This is a genomic window from Streptomyces olivochromogenes (assembly GCF_001514115.1).
GTDB lineage: Bacteria > Actinomycetota > Actinomycetes > Streptomycetales > Streptomycetaceae > Streptomyces > Streptomyces olivochromogenes.
Genome location: NZ_KQ948451.1, coordinates 992010 through 1007393, shown reverse-complemented (window position 1 = coordinate 1007393; position 15384 = coordinate 992010). Strand labels below are relative to the sequence as shown.

The 15384-nt window shown below is 72.4% G+C and carries 10 protein-coding genes; 4 read left to right on the top strand and 6 right to left on the bottom strand.

The window, feature by feature from the left end; translation table 11 throughout:
• Positions 1–152 precede the first annotated feature (152 nt).
• Complete coding sequence (locus AQJ27_RS04590) at positions 153–497, top strand: acetyl-CoA synthetase (protein WP_235613384.1); 345 nt, start codon at positions 153–155, stop codon at positions 495–497.
• Positions 498–544: 47 nt separating this feature from the next.
• On the opposite strand, the gene AQJ27_RS04585 is transcribed toward AQJ27_RS04590, so the two are convergent.
• Positions 545–3190 (bottom strand): WD40/YVTN/BNR-like repeat-containing protein, encoded by a 2646-nt coding sequence (locus AQJ27_RS04585; protein ID WP_067361883.1) that lies wholly within the window; start codon positions 3188–3190, stop codon positions 545–547.
• A 303-nt stretch (positions 3191–3493) separates the two neighbouring features.
• Between AQJ27_RS04585 and AQJ27_RS04580 the strand changes: the two genes are divergently transcribed.
• A complete protein-coding gene (locus tag AQJ27_RS04580; protein WP_067361881.1) occupies positions 3494–3691 on the top strand; it encodes an antitoxin in 198 nt (65 codons plus the stop codon).
• Between the two features lie 60 nt (positions 3692–3751).
• Here AQJ27_RS04580 and AQJ27_RS04575 read toward each other — a convergent pair whose 3' ends face one another.
• The gene (locus AQJ27_RS04575) at positions 3752–4933 is read right to left on the bottom strand and encodes a glycosyltransferase (RefSeq protein WP_079064820.1); all 1182 of its coding nucleotides are present in this window, start codon (positions 4931–4933) and stop codon (positions 3752–3754) included.
• A 454-nt stretch (positions 4934–5387) separates the two neighbouring features.
• On the opposite strand from AQJ27_RS04575, the gene AQJ27_RS04570 reads away from it, so the two are divergent.
• Positions 5388–8150: a helix-turn-helix transcriptional regulator gene (locus AQJ27_RS04570; protein ID WP_079064774.1), complete on the top strand. Its 2763-nt coding sequence runs from the start codon at positions 5388–5390 to the stop codon at positions 8148–8150.
• 23 nt (positions 8151–8173) lie between these two features.
• Here the strand turns inward: AQJ27_RS04570 and AQJ27_RS04565 are convergent, their stop codons facing one another.
• The gene (locus tag AQJ27_RS04565) at positions 8174–8362 is read right to left on the bottom strand and encodes a hypothetical protein (protein ID WP_067361874.1); all 189 of its coding nucleotides are present in this window, start codon (positions 8360–8362) and stop codon (positions 8174–8176) included.
• Positions 8363–8534: 172 nt separating this feature from the next.
• Here AQJ27_RS04565 and AQJ27_RS60120 point away from each other — a divergent pair, with 172 nt between their 5' ends.
• On the top strand, positions 8535–8660 hold the full coding sequence (locus AQJ27_RS60120) for a hypothetical protein (RefSeq protein ID WP_268814569.1): 126 nt from the start codon (positions 8535–8537) through the stop codon (positions 8658–8660).
• Positions 8661–8699: 39 nt separating this feature from the next.
• Here the strand turns inward: AQJ27_RS60120 and AQJ27_RS04560 are convergent, their stop codons facing one another.
• From AQJ27_RS04560 to AQJ27_RS04550, 3 genes are all read right to left on the bottom strand, one after another.
• Positions 8700–9605, bottom strand: a complete 906-nt coding sequence (locus AQJ27_RS04560; RefSeq protein WP_079064773.1) for a tetratricopeptide repeat protein — start codon at positions 9603–9605, stop codon at positions 8700–8702.
• 172 nt (positions 9606–9777) lie between these two features.
• Positions 9778–13188: a DNA/RNA non-specific endonuclease gene (locus AQJ27_RS04555; protein WP_159064322.1), complete on the bottom strand. Its 3411-nt coding sequence runs from the start codon at positions 13186–13188 to the stop codon at positions 9778–9780.
• On the bottom strand, positions 13185–15383 hold the full coding sequence (locus tag AQJ27_RS04550) for an ATP-binding protein (protein ID WP_067361865.1): 2199 nt from the start codon (positions 15381–15383) through the stop codon (positions 13185–13187). The genes AQJ27_RS04555 and AQJ27_RS04550 overlap by 4 nt, the downstream gene beginning before the upstream one ends.
• Position 15384: the final 1 nt, after the last annotated feature.

The window sequence follows — 15384 nt, the reverse complement described above, 5'->3', positions numbered from 1 at the left end:
CGGCGTGCGGTGGATCGGGAGGCGCAGGCCGGGGGCCGTCGTCCGGACCCACGAGTGCGTCCACGAGTGCCTCCGCGAGTGCTTCTACGGGTGGGACGGCGGAGCCGGGGCGAGGGGCACCGTCGGCGTCGGGCCCCGGATCCGCCGCCGCGGTGGCCAGTTGCTTCGCCGGGCGGGTGGAGGTCACCGTCTCGCCCGGGGACGCGGTCGAACGGCGGTTGTGCGTGCGGGCCGGGACGGTGGTTTCGCTCACCCTGCGGCCGCGTGCGGACGACCGGCGATGGACGGCCGTCCGGAGTGCGGCGCCCGCAGTGGTGCTGGTCTCCGGATGGCGCGTCGACGCCGACGGGACCGGCCGTGCCACCTTGCGCTGCGCGAGCGTGCGGGGCGGGGCGGCCGGGATCACGGTGACGGCGAAGGCTCCGGACGTGGCGGGCGCGGCGCGCACCGCGTTCACGCTCCGGATGAGCGTGGTCCCGTACGCGAAGGAGGGGTGAACCGGCCGCTTACGGCGGCGAGTTCACCCCTCCTTCGTGCGTGCGGGTCAGCCGCAGTCGCGCACCTTGATCGTGTAGATGCCGCGGCCGTGCGTGGCCGCGTACAGCGTGCCGCCGTCCGGGCTCAGCTTCAGCTGGAGCACAGCGACCGCGGGGAGCCGGCCGACGCGCTGCCATGTCGTACGGCCCGGGGCACGGTAGACCACGCCGAGGTCGGTGGCGACGGCGAGGCCCCCGTTGGCTGTGACGACCGCGGAGTTGGTCGGCACGTCGGGCAGGTTCGCGGAGATGTCGGTCCAGGTGGTGCCGCCGTCCTTGGACTCGAAGACATGGCCCACGCCCGCGCCGGGTCCCTCGGTCCAGTGCCGGGAGAAGCCATTGACCTCCAGGTACACATGGTCGGCGTTCTTCGGGTCGACGGCGAAGCCGCTGAGGTAGCGGTTGGGCACGGTCGCGTCCACCGGCAGGGTCACGTCGTGCCAGCCCGTGCCGTCCGCGTTGCCGACGGAGATTCCGCGCGCGAAGCCCTGGTTGTTGCAGGGGCCGCACCAGGCCGCGTACACCTTGCCGCCCGACGCGGCGACGGCGGTCGCTGTGCGGCCCGCGCCGAGGTCGTACACGCTGGTCCACTCGGAGCCGCTGCGGATGGCGTATCCGTGCGTCTGCACCCACACGTGCCGACCGCCCGCGATCCAGGTCGAGCTGTTCTTCATGTCGGCGGCGAGCGGGGCGATGAAGCGGGCCTCGCTGGTGGCGTTGTCGGCCGGGGCGACGTTGTACGAGGTCACCTTGCTCGCGTCGTTGACCCAGGAACCGTCGTTGACGGCGCAGTTCTGGGTGATCTGGACGGCGAGGTAGACGTACTCCTCGGCGATGTCGCAGCCGTCGGCCGGGTCGGTGAGCGTGTCGCCGCCGTCGCCGCCGAAGTCGGAGCCCATCACCTTGTCGTCGCTGCGCAGGACGGACTGGCCGTTGTCCTGCAGGCCACCAGTGACCGAGACGCCGCCGTGGGCGAGGTCCTTGCCGATGCCCACCGAGTAGTACTGGAGCGTGTCGATCGTGCCGTCGTTCAGGGACGTCCAGTCGGTGGCGTGGCCGGAGGAGTCCTGGGCGCCGTCGAGCGGCCGCCGGTAGGCTCCGCCGTCGTTGCCGACGTACACGTAACTCCTGCCGTGGTAGCGGCCGACGGCGACCCCGTGCTGGTCGGAGTGGGTCGTCGCGTTGCAGTCGCCGGTCTGCTTGGCGGGGTCGATGCTCCAGCAGGGGAAACCGAAGTTCCAGTACGGGCCGACGGTGGACCAGGTGCCGCCGCCGTCCTTGGTCTCGTAGACCTCCTCCAGACCCGCGTACACATGCTGCGCGTTGGCCGGGTCGACGGTCAGGAACTGGTTGTACCAGGCCTGTACGCCGGGCATGTAGCCGCTGGAGGTGAGAGCCGAGCCGTCCGCGGCGAGCTGCTTGTAGTCGGCGACCTTCGTCCAAGGGCCGAAAGGAGAGCCGGACTTGGCCACGTAGATACCCTCGAGGCCGCTGTCCGGGTTGGTGTTCAGCTGTTCCGGCGACTGGTCGACGGCGTAGTAGCGCGAGCCGTCGGCGGACCGGGCGAAGGTGACGTTGCCGACGTTGTCCGCGTCGGACGGCAGATCGCCCAGACCGCTGGTGATCCGCGTCCAGGCGCCCCGCACCTTGGTGTAGAAGCCGTTGTAGTCGTCACCGCTGCGCCAGCCGACCGCGAGAACCACCTTGGAGGGGTCCTGCGGGTCGATCGCGATGTCGTTGGCGAGGTTCTTGTACGGGGCGGAAGGATCCTTCGCCAGTGAACCACCGGGGAGGTAGTCGGGGTTGGGGGCGAACTCCAGCTTCCAGGCGCCGCCGAGTGTCCTGGTGGAGTGGCTCCATACGCCCTCGCTGGTCGCCGCCCACACCTTCCCGCCGCCGAAGCGCAGCTGGTGGATGGTGGTGCTCTCCAGCTCGTCGCCGCCGACCCGGCTGCGCGCGGAGAACGTGCCGTGGTGTGCGTCGGTCAGCACATACACCCCGCTGCCGAGGTATGCGTCCGCGTTGGTGTTCGCCTCACCGGTGCCCAGCCACAGCCGCCCGGACCCGTCCAGGGCCAGCGCGCCGGTGGACTGCGAGGACAGCCGGTTGCTGATGGGCTCCCAGTGTCCGCCGCCGGACCGGGAGCGCCATACGCCGCCGCCCGCGCTGCCCGCGTAGACGTACCCGTCGTCGTCGGCGGCCATGGCCGCGAGGCGGCCGGTGACGTTGCCCGAACCGCCACTGGAGTTGGAGTCGAAGTCGCGGTAGCGCGGGTCGTCCGAGTTGTACGGCAGATCGGTGACGTTCCGCCAATTCCCGCCGTTGGAAGGCAAGTTGTTCAGACTGCTCCAGGCGGCGCCGTAGGCTCCCGGGGCGACGACACCCGGTGAGGTGCGGGCCTCGGCGTACTGGTCGGCCCCCTCGGCTATCTCGCCGGACTCGTTGCCGCCATCGGAGTCCTGCGCCGTCTCCTTCGGGGTGATGCCGCCCGTCGACTGCGCGCGGCCTGCGGCGAGTTGGGCGAGCGTGCGCGCCCCGAAGGGGCGGCCTGCGTCCGGGCTGGGCGCGGCGCCGGCGGGCAGGGCGACGAGCGCGGCCGACGCGGTGACGGCACAGATCGTGAGCCATCGTCTCTTGCGGGTGGGTACTGGCACGTGGTCCTCCCGAACGGCGTTGACACAGCCTTGGGACAGACAGGACCACGAGGGACGGGTGAGCGTCCCGGGGCTTACCCAATTCTTGTCCAGAACCTGCCACGAATGAGGTGTTGTGCGGCGGGCACCCGGGCACCGGTGCACCCGCGCACGGGGGCGCGTCGGGCTTCGGTGGGCCGGAGTGGTCCGGGCGGCCGTACGCTCCCGTTGCTCAAGGGCGCCGCATCGTGGGCCTGTTGGCCGCCGCGGGCCGGGTGGGATCGTGACCCTGATCAGGCGGTGCCGCCGGAGAAGGAGTCACGCGTGTTCGACAACCTGAAGAACCTCAAGGACAAGGCCGAGGAAGTCGCCGAGGCCCACGGCGACACGATCTCCGACGGACTGGAGAAGGCCGGCGACATCATCGACGACAAGACGGACGGCAAATACACCGACAAGATCGAGACCGGTGTGGACAAGGCGCAGGAGTACGTCGAGAAACTGGGCGAGAAGGAGGCCTGACGCGCGGGGCGTACGCAGGTCCCGGGGCGCCCCGGGGGCGCCCCTTCCCGGCGGGTTCGCTCAGAAGGGTTCTGGGAGAGGCACCCGGCCCGACCTGCTGCGCACCTGTTCGATGAGCGCGGCGTACGCGGCGATCATCCGGGTGCGGCTGAACCGTTCGCGGCTGAGGGCCAGGGCCGGTGCGAACTCGGCGCCACGCGCCACCGCCTCGGACCAGGCCAGGGCGATCGCTTCGGGGTCGGGCGGGGTGAGGAAGCCGTGCCCGGTCACGATCGAGGCGCTGTCGCCGACATCGGTGGCGACCGGAACGGCCCCGCACATCATGCCCTCGATCAGACACAGCGGTGCGGCCTCGCCGCTGGCGGAGGTCAGCGACACCACGTCGGCGGCCGCGTAGACGGTCTCCATGTCATGCCGTACACCGAGCAGGGAGAGGCGGTCGGCGAGCGGGGCGTCCTCGCCGAACGCGGTGGCGATGTCCTCACGCAGGCAGTCGTTGGCCCGCGTCATGCCCGCGCCGCACATCAGGACGTGGCCATCGGGCTCTCGGCGCAGCCAGGCCCGGGCGGCCCGGAGGAACAGCGGAACGTTCTTCATCGTGGCGTAGCGTGCCGCGAAGACGATCACGGGCGCGCGCTCCGGGATGCCCAGCGACGTCCGCAGCAGAGTGCGTCTGAACGGGTCGGGGCGGAATCTCAGCAGATCCACGCCGTTCGGGATGACGTGCAGCAGGCCGGGCGGGATCCCGGCCGCGGCGTACGCGGCGCGCGTCGACTCGGCGCAACAGATCCCGGCGGCGATCCGGCCGTCGGCCACCGCCGTCCGCAGCTCGTCCAGGGCCGCCCCCTGGTTCTCGGGGTCGGAGCGGTGCAGACAGACCACGACGGGCCGCCGGGGCAGACCGGCCTGGTTGAGCAGGCCGAGCGGCTGCTCCTTGAGGGACAGGATGACGTCCGCGGCGGCCACCGCCCGGGTGGTGGCGGCCAGCTCCGGCCCGGTGAAGTTCTCGGGGCCGCCGGGTGTCCCGGGGGTGCGGCCCAGCGAGGTGACCGGCACGCCCGCCGCGGTCAGTGACCGGTAGCAGACGTCGTCCTCCATCCGCTGCCGGGTCTCCTCCCGATACATTTCGCCATTCACACTCAGCACCGCATGCCGCTGGCCACCCTCATGGAGCCCCAGCACCACATCACTGTGCACGATCCGGGCCCCGCCCGAGAAGAATCCTTCATAGATCGACAGCACACGCAGTTCGTCCATCACGCGCACCTCTTGGCCCGTCTCGCAGAAAGGGAGGAAACCTTTTCAACCCCTGTGATCTGCGGGTTCTCCGCTATGGACACAGGGGAAACTTGCGAGCCTGTGAACTCGTCGTTTCAAATTCGGACACGATTGGTTACGGCGTACTGTTTCGTTGATCAGCCGAATGAAGAGGCGGAGGTCGCGGGCCCGGCGACCGTTCTCACACCAACCGGATGGTAAAAAACAGGCCAGAAATTTCCTGGTCCGGGGATGCGTGACACGTACAATCCGCGCCGCGTCCGAGAGGGGTGCCGCCACCGCTCGGCTAAAGCGGAAGGGTGAATGTCTGGGTATTTCCGGGTTCCGGCGGAGTGGTGCGTGCCAAGCTTGACGCAGGGGGGAAGCGGCACCGGCGACGCGGGGCCACGCGTCTGAGTCCCGTACCGCCGCGCAGAATGTGCTCGGGAGGATCGCTGAAGCATCCGCGGTGGCCCGGTTGCTCCGTGACACGGCGTCCGGGCGCGGCGGCGCGCTGTTCGTCGTAGGGGAACCGGGGCTGGGACGGACCACGCTGCTCCGCAGGATCCTCACCCTCGACGACACCGTCCGGGCGGTGTACCTCGCGGGCGCCGCAGCCGAATCGGGGCTGTGCTACGCGGGTCTGCACCAGGTCGTCCAGGCCTACCGCTGCGATCTGCCACGACTGCCCGCACCCCAGCGCGACCTGCTCGGCCATCTGCTGGCCACCGGACGGCAGCGGCCGGGGGACACCGGGCTCGCGGTCGGCGCGGCGATGCTCGGACTGCTCGGCGCCGCGGCCGCACGGCGTCCTCTCCTGCTCGCGATCGACGACGCGCATCTGCTCGACACCCCGTCGAGGGAGGCACTGCTCTTCGTGGCGCGGCGCATCGCCGAAGAGCCGATCGTCCTGCTCCTCACGGCCGAACACCGCGGCTCCGCCGCCGGATCCGCCCTGCGCCCCGCCCTCACCGGCGTACCGGAGCTGAGGCTCGGACCACTGGACCCGGCCGACGCGCGGACCCTGCTCCAGCGGTCCGCCCCGCACCCGCTGCGCCGATTCGTCGCCGACCGACTGCTCGCCGTCGCCGAGGGCAACCCGCTCGCCCTCACCGAACTGCCGGCCGTCCTCTCCCCGGGCCAGTGCTCCGGGCACCTGCTCCTCGACGACCCGCTCACCCCCGGCGAACGGCTGCGCGACACCCATCTCCCGACGCTGGCCCGGCTCCCCGACCCCACCCGGGCCGCCCTGCTGGTACCCGCCGCGGCCGGCGACGCCCCGAGCGGCGATCTGCAGCGCGCGCTGGAACTGCTCGGACACGCCCCCGACGCGCTGCTGCCCGCGGAGGAAGAGGGCGTCGTCGAACTGCGCAGGGGCCGACTGGTCTTCGCCGACCGACGGCTGCGCCTCGTCGCCTACCACGAGGCCCCTACGTCCCGTCGGCGCACCGTCCACCATGTGCTCGCGCAGGTACTGCGCGGGCCGGTCGCGGGCCGCCACCTCGCCGCCGCGCACACCTGCCCGAGCCCGGACGTGGCGCGGGCCGTCGAGGCGGCGGCGCGCGACGCCGAGGAGACGGACCCGGACGCTGGCGCCGAACTGTACGAGCGCGCCGCGGGGTTGGCCGACGACCACGACGAAACCGCCCGGCTGCTCTGTCTGGCCGCGGTCTGCCGGCAGCGGGCCGGAGCCGCCGAACACGTACAGATGCTGCTGGGCAAGGCGATGGCACTCGCCCGTGCCCCGGGCCTGCGCCGCGAACTGGCCGTCCTCCAGGCGCGTCGGCCCGGTGCGGGAGGTCACCCAAGGACCGCGTACCGGGTGCTGCGCGACGCGGCAGGACGGCTCACCGGGGAGCCCGACCGGGCGGCCCGACTCCTGCTGGAAGCGGTCGATTCCGCGGTCCACGCGGCCGACAGCCGGGCCGCGCTGGGCAGTGCGTGGCAGGCGTACCGGCTCACCCGCCTGTGCGGCGGGGACCTCGCGGAGGCGGCGGCCGTGCATCTCGCACAGGTTCTGGCCCTGCGCGGCGAGCGCGGGCAGGCCCGCGAACTGCTGCTGGGGCAGACCGCGGGCGAGGCCGCGCGAGTGCTGGTGGGCCGGGCGGAAGTCCTGGGCTGGCTGGAGGAGTACGAGGCCGCCTGCGTGCTGCTGGACCGAGTGCTGGGCGACCCGCCCGCCCCGCACGGCGGCACGGCAGGCGGCGCGAACCCGTCCCAGCGGGCGGCCGCGCTCGGCTGTCGGGCCTGGATCCGGCTGTGGACCGGGGACTGGCACGGCGCCCGCGCCGACGCCACGGAAGCCGTCGGCTACGCCGAACAGCGACAGGAGACCGCGTCCCTGGCCCAGGGGCTGGTCGCGCTCGCCCGGCTCGAAGCCGCCCAGGGCCGGGTCGCGGAGTGCGGGGCGATACTGGCCCGCGCCGCCGGGGTCGCGCGAGCGCACGGCCTTGAACTCGTCATGGGCCAGATCGCCGTGGCGGAAGGTCTGTTGGCCCTCGGTGCGGGCAAGTACGAGGAAGCCGTGGCCGGTTACGAACGGGCCGGTGCCCTGGCGCGTGGCGCGGGCATCGAGGATCCGTCGGTGGCCCCGTGGGCGGCCAACCTGGTCGAGGCGTATCTGCGCAGCGGGCGGATCGGGGAGGCGGAGCGCGAACACGGGCGCTTCGACGCGGAGATGCGGCGCTCGGGGCCGTCCTGGGCGCTCGCGGTGAGCGCCCGCTGCCGCGCCCTGCTGCTGGAGGCCGAGGGGCACGGCACGCCCGGCGCGGTCGAGGCGGCCTTCCACGAGGCCCTGGAATGGCATGCGCGCGGCGCCGTCGTCTTCGAACGCGCACGGACCCTGCTCTGCCACGGGCAGTGGCTCCGGCGTACGGGGCGTACGCCGCAGGCGCGGGACGCGCTGGAGGAGGCGCTGTCGGTCTTCTCCGTGCTCGGCGCGGTGCCGTGGGAGGAGGCGGTCCGCAGTGAGTTGCGCGCGGCGGGGGCCCGCACCGGGCGTACGACCTGTACGCGGCTCACCGAGCAGGAGGGGCGGATCGCCACGCTGGTCGCCGGTGGCGCGACCAACAAGGAGACGGCGGCGGCGCTGTTCCTCAGTCCCAAGACGGTGGAGTTCCATCTGGGCAATGTGTACCGGAAGTTGGGGGTGCGGTCGCGCAGCGAGCTGGCGCGGACGTTCGACGCGGTTTCCGGGGGCTGAGCCACCTGCGTCCACGCGTCGCATCAGCGGCTGACGGCGGCGGTGGCGAGGATCTCGGTGGTCTGCCGGATCACGGTCGGCGGGGCGTTGTTGAGGCACGCGTAGCTGCTCCGTGCCACCTGCCCGTCCTTGGCCGGACGCACGATGCGCATCAGTTCCTGTGTGCCGCCCGCCCGCTCGCACCAACCGTCGAGCCGGTCCAGTCGGCGCACGGCGGCACGTGGGGTTCCGGCCTCCGTCCGGGCCGCCCGACCCGGGGACCGAAGGGCTCGTCGAGGAGGAGCAGCCGGCCAGCAGGGCGGCGACCGCGGTCGCGATGAGGGCAACCGTCGCGAGTGGCTTTCGAGGCCGGTGTTCGCGAGGTGCTGCCACAGAATGGTTGGGGTGCACGAATGGACAACCGCCTGGCCCCCGTTGGAGGTTGCCCCGCTGTGGGAACTCACTCCTCGCCGTACGGGCGTGCCCGGACTCCGCGCCGAGGAGGAGACCGCTGCGGCCAACTACTCCTGAGGAACTGGCTGGAGGTGTTGCTCGTCGAGGAGCGGAGTCTCAGCTGTTCTGGATGCGGCGGGCCGCGGCCACGAGCTCGGACGGCAGGGCGGGACCGGCGCAGGCGTGATCGATCAGCAGGTGCCGGTACGAGTCGTTCGGCAGATTCGGCGCCAGTTCGATGAGTTCGCTCAGTTCGGCGGCCGAGCCGGTGAGGCGCGCCCCGTAGGCGGCCCCCGCCGCGCGAAGGGTGAGCTCAGCCGGCTCGTGCTTCAGTCCCTGATCGATCAGCCGGACCGCGGCGGTGAAGTCGCCCTGTTCGGCGCGCACGTCGGCCAGGTCGAGATAGAGCGACCAGTTGGCCGGGTCCAGGGCGATAGCGCGCTCGAACGCCGCCGTGGTCTGTTCGGGATCACCCAGCTTGCGCCACGTGCCCGCTCGCACGACTTCCGTCAGCATGATCCGCTCGACGGAGTCCGCCTGATCGCAGAGGGCGAAGGACGCATCGGTGAGACCGCATGTCCGCAGCAGGATCGCCATCTTGGCCAACGCCTCCGGCGACGGCCGGCTGGCAGAGACCACGTCGATGGCATCGAACCAGGGCCGGAACCGTTCCCGCACGCCTTCGGTGTCCAGAACACGGCCGTAGTCCATCGTCCGCATGGCGGCCTCGGCCAGCGCGTCGGCACTCACCACACCGAGAAATCGCTCATCGCTGAACCAGGGGGCTTTGGCCCATGCGATGTCGGGTTGCACACCCGTGACCGATCCGATGGCCAGCGCCGCGGTGTCCATGTCGCCCTGAAGGAAGCTGATGTACGACTGGGCCAGCACCGTCCTCAAGGAGTCGGCATCCCGAACGACCTCGGCCAGCTCCGACGGCTTGTCCGCCCACAACTCGGCAAGAACCGCATAGGGCTCGGGGTTCTCGGGCGCGGAGGCGACGGCACCCGCCAGATAGTGCACGGCTGCCGCAGGGCTGCCCCCGCAGTGCGCCATCACCCGCGCGAGACCTACTCCGGCTGCTATCGCTCTGTTCGACACCGCGCGAGGATATCCCTGATGAGGCTGTCCGTCGGCCCGGTCACCGTGGCGCGCTGGACGGGGCCCACGCCAAAGATCCTTTACGGGGCGGCCCTCAGGGAACGTTCTTCACCGTCTCGGTGAGGTTGTAGGCCTTCTTTCCCATGGCCATGGCCTTGATGTGCACCTTGGTCGGCCGGAGCAGTTTGTTGTCGTTCCGCTCGGCGCCGCGCAGGTTCTGCTTCTTGTACTCGGGTGTGACGATGTACACCACCCGCTGTCCCGGAACCTCCACGGCCTTTCGCACCGCGTTTTCGTGGCCGCGCATCTCCGGAGTGTTCGCCCGCGCGTACAAGGCGACGAAGTTTTCCTTCTGGTTGTTGGCGCCACCCAGTTGGGCGCCGAGCAGATGGGAGCGGTGGAACCCCTTTTCGCTCTCCCAGCCGGCGGGGTCGACCGAGGGCCTGGTCGAGCCGCCGATCGAATCCGCGGTCAGTGTCGCGGTGATCCCGGTGGCGCGGCCGGCGCTGTCCAGTGCTCCGTACTGGGGTGTGCCGGGAGGGGCCAGGGCCGACAGCTTGGTCAGTTCCCTGGCCGTCGGATTGAGGGTTCCCTTCACACTCCATACGCCGTCGTCCTCGACCGGCTTGAGGGATGTGAGCCGGTACCGCAGCTGGATGGCGAGCAGGGCGGTCTTGAGGACTTTCCCGTCGAAGTGGGTTCCCTTCAGTTTGTTGAGTGCGGTGACGCCGAGCCTGACCGCGGCCTTGACGTCTCGCTCCTTCTCCGCCGCCGACCGCCGGTCCGCTTTGCCGACGAGCGTTCCCAGGGCCTTCCTTCCGCCTGCCATCAGTTTCCTGCCGTACGCGGCGGCCTTGGCGATGATCTTCGAGATGAAGCCGCGGACGGGGGTGCCGATCTTCTCCAGGACGTTCTTGATCTTCGCGGGGATCGCGCCGAGTCTGAGGACGCGGGCGAGGAGGTCGATGGCGAGGGGGAGGGAGCGGGCGAGGGAGGACTCGATCCTGGTGGCGACCTTCTGGGAGACGCCGTCGCAGATCTCCTCCAGCGTGTCGAGGATCGAGTTGACGAACTCGGCGAGGGCGCGGGCCTTCTCCACCAGGAAGGTGAGGAAGTCGTAGACGGCCATGACCGCCTTGACCAGGGCGCCGGCCGGAGTGATCAGGGACAGCAGCCAGGTGACGCCCGCCTTGAGGACGGTCTCCACGACAAAGCCCTTGATCATCTCGAAGGCCTGCTGCTTGAGGTCGCCGATCTTCTCCCTGATCTCCTCCCACAGACCGCCGACACCCTTGTCCTTGATCACCCCGACGACCCTGATCGCGCCGATCACCGTGTTCAGCACCGGCTCGGGCATGTGCTTGAGCAGCTCGGAACGGATGAACGCCCAACTGATCCCGAACAGCGACAGCACCGTCTTCACGATGCCGCGCAGATCCCACTGCTCCGGCAGCTCCACCCCGGCCGCGGCCAGATTGCCGAACAGCCAGTCCTTCAGGGCAGCCTTGAGGTGGGTGACGATGTTCGACAGGAACCCGGTCAGGCCCGCCTTGACCGAGGCACCGAGGTTGGAGAGGAAACGGATGGGGTTCCGTACGATCCGATCGGCCACTCCGGCCGCCCGTCGCACCACCCCGACGAGCAGGTTCTTCAGGTCGATCAGGATCTTGACCGCGCCCACCACGGCGTCGCGGGCCCGGTCCCACAGGTTCTTGTTGCCCTGCTTCACCTCGGCGAGCGCCGCGTTCGTCGCCTCCTGCGCCTGCGCGTAGGACTCGGCGAGCAGGTCGACGACGGTGTCCGCCTTCTCGTCGACCGACGCCTCCAACGCGTCGAACCGCGCGGCGAATCCGGCGGCCGCCTGCTCCCCGAACCCGCGCAGCGCGGGCTCCAGGCCCGCGACACGGTCGGCCATCCGACGGCGGCCGTCCGCGGCCTTCTGCCGGGCCTCGTCGACGCGTTGTTCGACGACGGTGGCGATCTCGTCGACCACGCCCCGGATCTCGGCGGCGTAGACGGCCGCGTGCTTCTCGTAGTCGGGAGCACCGGTGAAGAAGTCCCACCAGCTCTTCCTGCACGCGGCGAGGAACCGGTTCCGGGCCTGCCCCGCCCGCTCGTCGAAGAGCGAGCGGACCGTGTCGTCCAGGCCGGCGAGCGCGGCCTCGACAGCGTGTTTCGTCTCCTCGTAGATCGCGGTCAGTTCGGCCGTGACCTCGGCGCGGCGTGCCTGCGTACGCGCCTGGGCCGCCTGTTTGCCGCCGCCCACCGACGTGCCCGTGGCGACCCGCAGCCCCGCCATGGCGGCCATCGCCGTACCGCCCGCGACGGCCGCCCGCCGCTCGGCCGCGGACCGCTGTGCCGCCTCCTTGGCGCGGAAGGAACCCGGCGCCGCGGCGGAGTCCTCCTCGGCGGCCTTCTTCGACCGCAAGGCGGTGGAGAACGCAGGCTCGTTGGCGTCCGCCAGGGTCTCGTCGGTGAGACCCGCCCTGTCCATCGCGTCCGTCGTACCGCTCGCATGCGCGCAGACGTCCACCGCGGCGGTCGGTAGCGGTGCCGGTACGGCGTCCGCCGCGCGGGGCGGGGCGGGCACGGGCGGCGGCCGGTCGGGCTTCAGCGCCACCGCGGGACGTTCGGGTACGCGCGTGGGGTCGGGCCGCGTCGCCGCGGTCGCCCGTACCTCACCGGACGAGGCCTGCGCGGCGGCGTGCGCCTCACCGGAGAGCTGCGGGGTGAGCGTGTCCGCACGGGACGGGTCCGCGAACTCCTCGGCCTTTTCTGGCGTGGTGGGCTGCTGGTCCTTGATGCGCTTCTCGAACTTCGCGATGAACTCGGCCCTGGCGAAGGGCTTCGCCCGCGCCGAGGCGATCGCCGCCGCCCGCTCCTGCCCGGCGAACGCGGCCCGCTCGCCCGGGGGCGCCACCGCCGCGCGCTGGGCCGCCGCGGCCTCGGCGGCGGGTGCGGGGTGCCGCGTCAGGGCGCGCTTGCCCGCCGTGACCCGGTCGGCGATCCGGCGCAGCCCCGGCACGTCGGCCTTCTTGCCTGCGACGGCCCGTCCGGGGGCCCCGCCCTCGGCGTGCCCGGCCGACGCCCCGGCGCCGCGGGCGGCGAGCGCCACGGTGGCGGCGTTCCCGACGCCGGGGTGCGCCCGGCCCGGGCGCCGGGCGGGCGTGAGCGGGTGCGCCGCGGAGGCGGAGGATGCGTCTGCCCGCGCCGGGGCGCCGGTCGTGCCAAGGGTCCGTGCCGTGGTCTTGGCAGCGGCGGCTGCGCGTTCGGGCGTCCGCGCCGGAGCGGAGGCCGCCCCCAGCACTCGTACCGCCGGAGCGGCGGAACCGGAGTCCGCCGTACGCGCCCCATCCGCCGTACGTGCCCCACGCGCCCGGCCCGTTGTCGGCGCGGGGCGCTTCCGCAGGGACTTGAGTGTGCCGGGGGACGGCCGGGCGGGGTCGGTGCCCGTGCCGGTCACGGGAGGCGGGGGCGTCGATGCGCCGGGCGTGGGGGTGCTCATGGCCGGCCCTGCGCGTCGTGGCGGTCGGCCGTGTCGGGGACCCGTACCGGCGCCGGGCCGAGCGCCCCTTCCAGTTCGCCGGAGCGCAGCAGCCGCGACTCCTGGCGGAACTGGCGCGCGATCGCCTCGCAGAGATGCTCACGGCCGATGACGGCGCTGTCGTTCTCCGCCGCGAGCAGCGCGGCGGAGCGCGCGACGGCCATGACGCCCGCGCCGGTGAGATCGAGCCGGGCCAGTCCCGCCAGGCTCAGCAGCGGGTCCAGCGGGGCGCTCGGGGGGAACGCCATCCGCCACAGCCGGGTCCGCTCCCGTTCGCCGGGCCGGGTGAAGTGCACCACGAACTGGAAGCGGCGGGTGAAGGCCTCGTCCAGGTTGCCCTGCAGGTTGGTGGTGAGGACGACCAACGCGGGGCTGCGCTCCAGACGTTGCAGCAGATAGCCGACCTCGAGGTTGGCGTAGCGGTCGGTGCCGCGGCTGACCGTGCCCCGTTTGCCGAAGACGGCGTCGGCCTCGTCGAAGAGCAGCAGCGCGCCCGTGGCCTCCGCGTGCCCGAAGGCCTCGTCGAGGTTCTTCTCCGTCTCGCCGACCCACTTGGAGACGGTCTGCGCGAGGTCGACCCGGAGCAGATCCACGCCGAGCGCACCGGCGAGCACCTCCGCGGCGAGGCTCTTGCCCGTGCCGGGTTCGCCGGTGAACAGGGCCTTGAGTCCGGCCCCACCGTGCTGCCCGCCGAAGCCCCACTCCTCGGAGACCTTGGGCCAGGCACGGAACGCCGCGGCGAGTTCGTCGATCTGCCGTTCCTGCTCCACGGGGAGTACGAGGTCCGAGGGGCCGCGGGCGGGCGTACGGACCTCGGCGAGCCGGGCCGGGGCCGCGGTCAGGACCCGGGGCACGGCCTCGTCCAGTGGCATGCGGCCGGACTCGGCGAGCCCGACGGCCGACCGGAGTTGAGAGGGCGTCAGCCGGAAGCGGGCGGCCAGGCCGTCGAGCAGCGCGGGGTCCGGGCCCGGGTCCGTTCCGGTGGTGGCGGTGTTCCACAGCGTCCGCCGTTCCCGGTAGCCGGGCTCGCCCGCGCACTCCTCCGCGTACCGTCCCGAGGAGAGCAGAGCGAGCGGACGCCACGGCGTCCGGCCGGTCAGCACGACCGGAACGCCCGCCCGGGTCAGCAGGTCGACGGCCGCCGCCGCGGCCCACTCCGCGTCCAGGGCGCGGAAGTCGTCGGTGGGCAGCCACAGCCCGCTGCCGAGCACGGCCGCCGCGGCCAGTGCCCGGCCCAGGGCGGCCCGTACGTCGTCGGGGTTGCGGCACAGCTCCAGGTCCGGGGTGCGGCGCAGGGCGAGCCCCGCCTGCCGCGCCACGGCGCACGCCGCGTCGCGCCGGCTGCCGTCGGGCAGCCCCCACAGCGCGGCGATGCCCGCCGCGTGGGAGGCGAGGTGGGCGCCCAGCCGTGCCGCGTGGGTGCGGGTCTCCGTGTCGAGCAGCAGGGGCCGTGGTGCGAGCACCCGGCCGGGGTCGTGCGCCAGCAGTCCGGGATCGCCGAGGCCGTGCAGCAGGAACGCGGGCAGTTCGGGGCGCACATGCAGCGGGCGCAGCAGATCGGCGCCGGAGGGTTCCGGTCCGCCGTACGGGTCGGGGACGCCCTCCTGGAGCAGGAGGCCGAAGCGGCGCAGCCGTCCGTACGGGCCCAGCGCGGGCAGTCGTGCGAAGCGTTCGGCGGGCGTGGGCGCCAGCACGGTGAGAATCAGCTCGGCGGTGGGACGGCGCTGGTCGAGGTCGTCGACGAGATAGCCGAACAGCGGGGCGTGTTCGGGCGCCAGCGCCGGGGCGAGGCACAGCAGCAGCGCCTCGCACTCGAAGGAGTCGAGCTCCGCGGCGCGGGCCAGCGCGTCCAGCGGCAGCGTGGCCCCCTCGGCGGCCGCCCGGCGGCGCAGTTCGCGCTCCGCCTCCGGCTGGGCGCCGGGCTGCTCGGCAGGACCGGACGACGCGTGGACGTCGGCGGGATCGGTGAGGTCCAGGAGCAGGCCGGCCTGCTGGTCGGTGACGCAGTACGGGGACAGCTCCACCCCGGCGAGCAGCGCGGAACGCTTGGCACGGCGGGCCGCCGCCTTCCGCAGCGCGCGGTGGACGGCCCCTTGGCGCAGGGCCAAGTGGGCCGCCACGACGGCCGGTTGGGGCCGCACGGGTCCGTTCGGCATC